This is a genomic window from Streptomyces sp. NPDC002623, assembly GCF_053592635.1.
Genome location: NZ_JBSFWB010000007.1, coordinates 430,413 through 436,864, shown reverse-complemented (window position 1 = coordinate 436,864; position 6,452 = coordinate 430,413). Strand labels below are relative to the sequence as shown.

General features: G+C 63.4%; 7 protein-coding genes. 3 read left to right on the top strand and 4 right to left on the bottom strand.

The window, feature by feature from the left end; translation table 11 throughout:
* The first annotated feature begins 33 nt into the window (after positions 1 to 33).
* A complete protein-coding gene (locus ACWD4O_RS16265) occupies positions 34 to 813 on the top strand; it encodes a GntR family transcriptional regulator (protein ID WP_451280312.1) in 780 nt (259 codons plus the stop codon).
* Between the two features lie 410 nt (positions 814 to 1,223).
* On the opposite strand, the gene ACWD4O_RS16260 is transcribed toward ACWD4O_RS16265, so the two are convergent.
* A complete protein-coding gene (locus ACWD4O_RS16260) occupies positions 1,224 to 1,523 on the bottom strand; it encodes a hypothetical protein (protein ID WP_451280311.1) in 300 nt (99 codons plus the stop codon).
* Between the two features lie 322 nt (positions 1,524 to 1,845).
* Positions 1,846 to 2,412, bottom strand: a complete 567-nt coding sequence (locus tag ACWD4O_RS16255) for an ATP-binding protein (RefSeq protein ID WP_451280310.1) — start codon at positions 2,410 to 2,412, stop codon at positions 1,846 to 1,848.
* A 193-nt stretch (positions 2,413 to 2,605) separates the two neighbouring features.
* Here ACWD4O_RS16255 and ACWD4O_RS16250 point away from each other — a divergent pair, with 193 nt between their 5' ends.
* Positions 2,606 to 3,958, top strand: a complete 1,353-nt coding sequence (locus ACWD4O_RS16250) for a tetratricopeptide repeat protein (protein WP_451280309.1) — start codon at positions 2,606 to 2,608, stop codon at positions 3,956 to 3,958.
* An 87-nt stretch (positions 3,959 to 4,045) separates the two neighbouring features.
* On the opposite strand, the gene ACWD4O_RS16245 is transcribed toward ACWD4O_RS16250, so the two are convergent.
* Positions 4,046 to 5,104: a serine/threonine protein kinase gene (locus tag ACWD4O_RS16245; protein WP_451280308.1), complete on the bottom strand. Its 1,059-nt coding sequence runs from the start codon at positions 5,102 to 5,104 to the stop codon at positions 4,046 to 4,048.
* A 24-nt stretch (positions 5,105 to 5,128) separates the two neighbouring features.
* On the opposite strand from ACWD4O_RS16245, the gene ACWD4O_RS16240 reads away from it, so the two are divergent.
* Entirely contained in the window at positions 5,129 to 5,587 is a 459-nt protein-coding gene (locus tag ACWD4O_RS16240) for a hypothetical protein (protein ID WP_451280307.1), read from the top strand.
* Here ACWD4O_RS16240 and ACWD4O_RS16235 read toward each other — a convergent pair.
* Complete coding sequence (locus ACWD4O_RS16235; protein ID WP_451280306.1) at positions 5,576 to 6,031, bottom strand: phosphoribosyltransferase; 456 nt, start codon at positions 6,029 to 6,031, stop codon at positions 5,576 to 5,578. The two genes, ACWD4O_RS16240 and ACWD4O_RS16235, sit on opposite strands and share 12 nt — an antisense overlap.
* Between the last annotated feature and the right edge of the window lie 421 nt (positions 6,032 to 6,452).

Below are 6,452 nucleotides of genomic sequence, written 5' to 3'. Positions count from 1 at the left end.
TGCCTATGACCCCGACCCGTCGGAGATGCCCAGATGTCGGAGATCCAGCGCCCCGGAGCCCTCTACCAGCAGGTCGCCGCCGCCATCCGCGAAGCGATCCTGTCGGGTGAGTTCTCACCCGACTCCCTCTTGCCGTCCGAAGCCCAACTCATGACCCGCTACGGCGTCTCGCGCCCGACCGTCCGCAACGCCATCGCAGCCCTGCGCGCCGAAGGTCTTATCGACGTCCGCCACGGCAAGGGCAGCTTCGTGCGCTCCGACGGCCAGCCCTCGCTGACGATCGAGCGCCGGATCAGTCGCACGGCTGACGGCAAGTTCGTCATGCCCAACGGCGACGTGTGGCAGGAGACCGAAGAGCCGAGCGCCTACCGCACCCACACGACGAAGACCACCGGCAGACTTCTTCAACTCGGCGAGGAGGAAGCCCTGTTCGGATGTGACCGGCTGCTGTTCGACCCGAGCACGGGCACGCGCGCGCTGCACCGCACCCTGGTCCCGTTCGCCGTGGCCGACAGCGTTCCGCTGCTCGCCGAGGAGCCCTGCAAGCGTCCGGCCGCGTTCTACCGGCTGCTCACCGAGGACGGCCACAAGCTCACGTGGACGGAGACCGTACGGGCCCGCATGCCTCTGCCCGACGAGCGCACCGCGCTCCAGCTCCCCGATGCGACACCGATCCTGCACCTGTCCCGCGTCACCCACGACACCGACGACCGACCGCTGATCCTCGAAGAACTCCGCGTCGGTGCCGACCGGGCCGAACTCGCCTACCAGATCGCCGCCGACAAGCAGCCCGTACGACGCACCCGAGGTTGACCGGCAACGCGCATCGGTCGAAACAGTCTTCACTTCCTCAAGGGCGCGCCTGCGGCGCGCCGGGCCGCCCGGCCGCCCCGGCCGGGCGTGCGGCGTGGCCGCCGGTCCCGTCCGGTCGCCGGACGCCCCACACCGCAGCCAGCCAGACGAGTCGAAGGGTCGACCGTTCGTCGAGGGCCGGGGCGTGGGTGGCCGGGGGTCGACGGCCTCCGAGACTTTAGGCAGCCACCATGGGGCGAGCCTCGAAGAACAGGGGGCCAATCGGGCACAACACCGGGCAGGTTCAGTACCTGCCCGATTCGCCGGGCGAGCGTAAGGCCCCCTGTTCACTCGCCCCATGGCAGCTCCTGCCCAAAGTCTCTGCGGCCGGCGACGTGCCCACGTGCACCGCTCACCAGCGGAAACACCCTTCACTCCGCACCGCCGTCACCATCGGCGAGGGCCTCCAGGAGCACGGCGAGCTGATCCACGGCATTCGGCCAGCCCGTAATGCGCACGACCCCGCGCCCGTCCTCGTGCGTCGAGGCGACCGCCCGTAACTCGGATAACTCCAGGCCGGACCCCAGTAAGGCCCGGTTCAGCCGGTCCGCAGCCTCACGCGCTGTACGCCAGCCCGCAATGTAGTCAACGCCGGACACCCACAGCCCGGAGCCCGCCCCCGTGACGCCGTCGAGTCCATCGCTCAGCCAACCTTCACCCGAGCCAGTCATGTTGCTGTCACCTCTGCCCTGATCTGGATAACGGATCGTCAACTCTCTTTGGCCCAGGGCAGATGCACAGCACGAAGACCCCGGTACCATCAGGCACCGGGGATCTTCGCGTTCCCCAACCGGGCCACCCCTTGCTTTCCAGGGCTGAGAGGGTGGCCCGGTCTCGGTATGAGGTTGTGAGGCGTGGCCCCCAGGCGCTGAGTGGGGAACTCAGCGAACCAGCCCAGGAGCCACGCCCCGATCTCCGGAGGGCTCGCCCTCCGGCTCCCGGCTGTCGGACCACTCCCGAGGGAGTGACACGGATGACGACAGCCGGAGATCATCAGGACGGATGGCCCCGAGTTCCGCCGTCGAGGTCGATTCGGCACCACACGGTCTTGCCGCCCCGGTCTTCCGGCGTCCACCAGACCGCCGCCGCCAAACGCTGAATGATCAGCAGTCCCCGGCCGTTGTCCGGCAGGACCGCTTCCGACAGCTCTTCCATCAGGCCCGGCCAGAACGTGTCACCGAGCGGTAGCAGCGGCGGTGACGAGTCCTCATCCGCGACCCCGATGAACAGCCACTTCGGCCACACCTTGAAGTGCACGTCGACACGGCGGGAGCCGCCAGGACGTGTCAGGGAGCGTTCCGGTACCACATGGTTCACGACGTTGCCGACCAGCTCTGAAACGATCAGTCGAGCGTCGTCCACCGCCTCACCAGCCCCCACGCCCCGCAGGAATTCGGCCGTCTGGTCCCGCGCGACACGGGCCACGTTGTCGCACTCCGTGAAGAGGGTCAGGGTGAGGTAGTGCCCGCCGGACGAAGGATCCGGCGCGGCGAACCAGTGTGCATGCGCGTCCAGTTCACTCGCTAAGTGCGCATGTGATCGCGCTCTTTTCGCGTCCATGAACGGGCCCCGTCTCAGGTCACGTCTACCGAGGCTTTCCCGGCAGGGAGATGAGGGTGCCCCCTTCAACCCACCTGCCGCTCCCCCCTCTTGGGGACCCCCCTCACCGGTACACTGGGCAATAGGACGTGAGTGCAGATCGAGAGAGCCGATCTGACGAAGGGCGTCAGGTCAATCACGATGGGGAAGTGAGATGGCCGAGGCAGCACCGACACCGGCAGCTCTGCCGCCGCACGTGCTGGAGCGCGCGGACGTGCGGTCAGCGATCGCCAACCACGACTTCGGCGAGGTCTTCAGACTCGCCAGGCTCCACGGCCACGTCAGCTACGCCAAGATCTCCGAAGCCGTCGGCTACAAGCGCGAACACATCGGCAAGATGGCCCGCCCCGAGACCGACGGCAAAGGCGTCCGCCCACGGATCACCCAGCACTACAAGATCCTCGAAGTCGTCGACGGCCTACGCATCCCTGGCCATCTCGCGGGACTCGCACCGCGGCCGTGGGAGTTGGAACGACCGGCCACCACCTCCCCGACAGACGATCCGAGCACGCTTATCGCGCAGGGCGGAGCCGGTCTGTGGGACATCGCCGAGATGCTCCGGCGCACCGAGATGTCCAGCATCAACAGTGCCGCCCTAGAGTCGATTGAACAGGGCATCGACCAACTCGCGCGCGCGTACCCGTACGCCGATGCCGACTACCTCCACGACCGCACCCGCAACGGCCTCCAGTACGTCACCAAGCAGCTCGAAGGCCGAACGACGCTCCGCCAGCACCGGGAACTACTGGTCGACACTGGATGGCTCTTTCTGCTCAACGCGTGTGTCCAGTACGACCGAGGTCAGCGCGAGGCCGCGAACCTCAGCAAGGCCGCCGCACTGCGCATCGGACAGGAGGCCGGACACGGCGAGATCATGGCGTGGGCATGGGAGATCGAGGCGTGGTTCGCCCTCACCCAGAGCCGTTGGCAAGACATGCTCGAAGCCGTCGAGGCCGGCCACGTAGCCGACCAGACCCACTCCGTAGGCGTCCAGCTCTACGCCCACAAGGCACGAGCCGCCGCCCGCATGGGAAACGCCCGCCTGGTCCGAGACTCCCTCGACGCCGGCCGCGCCCGACTGGACCGCCTACCCCGCCCCGACCACCCCGAACACCACTTCATCATCGACCCCGACAAGTGGGACTTCTACGAGATGGACGCCTACCGCCTCCTCGGAGACGACGAACGCGCCGCCGCCCACGCCCGCTCAGTAATCCGCATCAGCACCGGCCCCGACGGCACCGAGGCCTCCCCCATGCGCGCAGCAGAAGCCCGCCTCACACTCGGAGTTGCCGCCGCCCGCACCGGCGACATAGAAGAAGCCATCGGCATGGGCACCACGGCCCTCGAAGCCGACCGCAAGTCCCTCCCGTCCCTGCTTTTAGTCGCCGACGAACTGGATAAAGAACTTCGTTCACGATATCCGCGCGAAACAGCCACCCGGGATTTTCATGAACGCATTACGAATATCAAGCGAGGCGCGGCCGGGCCAGAACTCCCCTTTTAAGTTTTACTGAATGTGAAAATTTCAAAGAATCACCCATACACAAGTAGCGGCTAACCGCAAATCAGGCAGTGTCAGTAGAAAATGTGCTCAAACTTCCTTGAAAATCTTGCGTAGCGCGGCTGCCAGTTCAGCCCTGGAAACTCTGTTGCGTTCATGCTTCTTTACACGTCTCCCAGTTGAGATCCTGGATTCAATGGAAACATGGGATGAGCTTTGCTGGAGCACGCAAACATTTAGAGGCTGAGCTGTGGGCGTGGCCTGTGCTTCAAAACACATGAGATGCCCAGGATGAGGGTTAGTTCGTCGCCAAGACCGTCGATGATGAGTACAACGCGCCAATTCGTTGGCGAAGTCTCGTGCCGTCCCCTGACGACCCCCCGGCGAAATTGAAAGTCCCCTATCAATCACCTTGGCGAGGCTCAACGAGACATGGGGGGCCACATCGCGAATACTATTGAATTGACTCGCCAGGATCAAGCCTCTCCTTTCAGCTAGCCCAATCTCCTTGGGTCCCGTCGGATACTGTCCCGACAATATAAAAAAGACGGTTGCGGCGAGAGAATATACATCGGAGGCCACAGAGCACGCATCCTGCGCCATAGAAAGAACTTCGGGTGCAACGGTGGCCATAGTACCGTTCGCCGGTGCACACCCTGCGGCGTTTACGGATATAGCCATCCCCATATCACCGAGCAGCACATCTCCCTTTTCGTCAAGGAAGGCATTTCCCGGCTTTACGTCTCGATGCAGTAGACCCGCCTTATGCATTCGATCCAGCCCGAAACCCAGTTGCTGGCCCCAGCGAATCGCCATTCTTGGAGCGACACCGAATTCGTCTGCGAAGTTTTCCAGGTCGCCGCCGCCCATAATCGGCGTCGTAATGTATCGAATATCCGATCCGATTACAATGTCGGCGTTCAAGACAGGCATCAAAAACTCGCTACTGAGCTGCTTCAGAGTCTGCGCTTCATCCCAGTTGGCAGGTTGGTTCTGCTGGGGCTTCAGTAGCTTCAATGCCACCTCGGTGCCCAAATGATCATCAGCGACACGGTAGACCTCGCCGAAGGTACCTACCCCCAACATGGCGAGAACGCGGTAACGATCATTGATGCGGTCGCCCACTTGGGCAGCAACAGATCCGAGCATGCCGAACAGCTTATAGTGAGCTGCATGTTGACGCTCGGAGTCAGTACGTCGTTCGCTGCTGGACGCTCACCCGTCCTCACCCTGGTATTTGCGGAGGGTGATCTTCAGGAGTCAAAACTTGTCGATTCTTGCGAACTTCGGACTGCAGAGACGTTGATTCTTGATCAGATTGAGGACCTGGCCCGCAAGTTCAGTAGCACGCTCTCCGGTGCCAGTCCCAACACCGTCGTCATCAAGGTTGCTGACACTGCGCCAGCTGGAAACCGGACCTCAGGGCCCCGCCATCGCCTCATGATCGAAGGGGCGCTCGCCTACGTGTGCCGCGAACAGAAAATTCAGGACGTCACCCTGCGCAACGGCAAGGAGTTGGGGGAAGTGTTCGGGACAAGCAAGGCAGACGCGCTAGCTCGCGGGAAGAAACTCGACGCCAAGCGCGGTGAGGCAGCTGCTGCTGCGTTGTCCGGGCTGCAGTCACAAGCCTGAAGGAGTCCCCGTATAGCTGGGCAAGCTGATCGCACTGCTCGGCGTCTGCTCCAGAACCGTCAACTCGTCAACCCCGCAGTCGGCAGCTCGCGCTGTGACCGGAGTCAACTGATGTAGCACCGCCGCATGGATGTGCTCTGCGCCGGCCTTCCGCGCCAAACGAGCCGCTTGCGCGACTGCTGTTCCACTTGCGAGATTGACGTCAACGATCAGCACATTGCCCGCGGTTGGAGATTTGGCCGTCAGGCTCCGAAGGGCACTCGATACTTGCAGGACAGCCCCGACCAGCCGTTCTGCCACAGGGCTGGCTGCCAGCACCGTGAAGGCACCTGAAGATTTAGCCAGCTCCACCACACGTTCGGCTGCTGCCCGCAACTCAGCCGGTTGAGCAAGTTGATCAATATTCGTCTGAGCCGTTCCTACGGCCGCAAGCAAGTCCCCCATTACGCCACCCCGCGTCTCTCTGATGAGCCCCTACTCCTAGTCTCATCTGGTAACGATGTGTTGCCAAGGGCGTTGCGGAAGCCGTTACCAACATCTCGCCCTAGGTACCCATGGCTTGCTACAACCGCGGTTACTCCTGTTTTGGCTGCCCCACGGACGCTTGTGGGGCACCGATGAAGCGCTGGACGCAGCCTGATGATGTGGTGCAACGAACGCCCGCTGAGGTCAGTGCATGGCAGCGCCGGGTATCAGAGCAACTGCTCCTCAGAGGAAGCTACCCACTGCTGCCAGTGCGACAAGGGCAGCCTTGCTGTCTGAGAGCAGTCTGGAGCAGAACTCGCGTACTCGCCGTCGGAAGATCAGCAACTTCAGCTTCTGTCAGCGGTGCTGATGGATGTGGCGACCTAGGAGGATGCCGGTG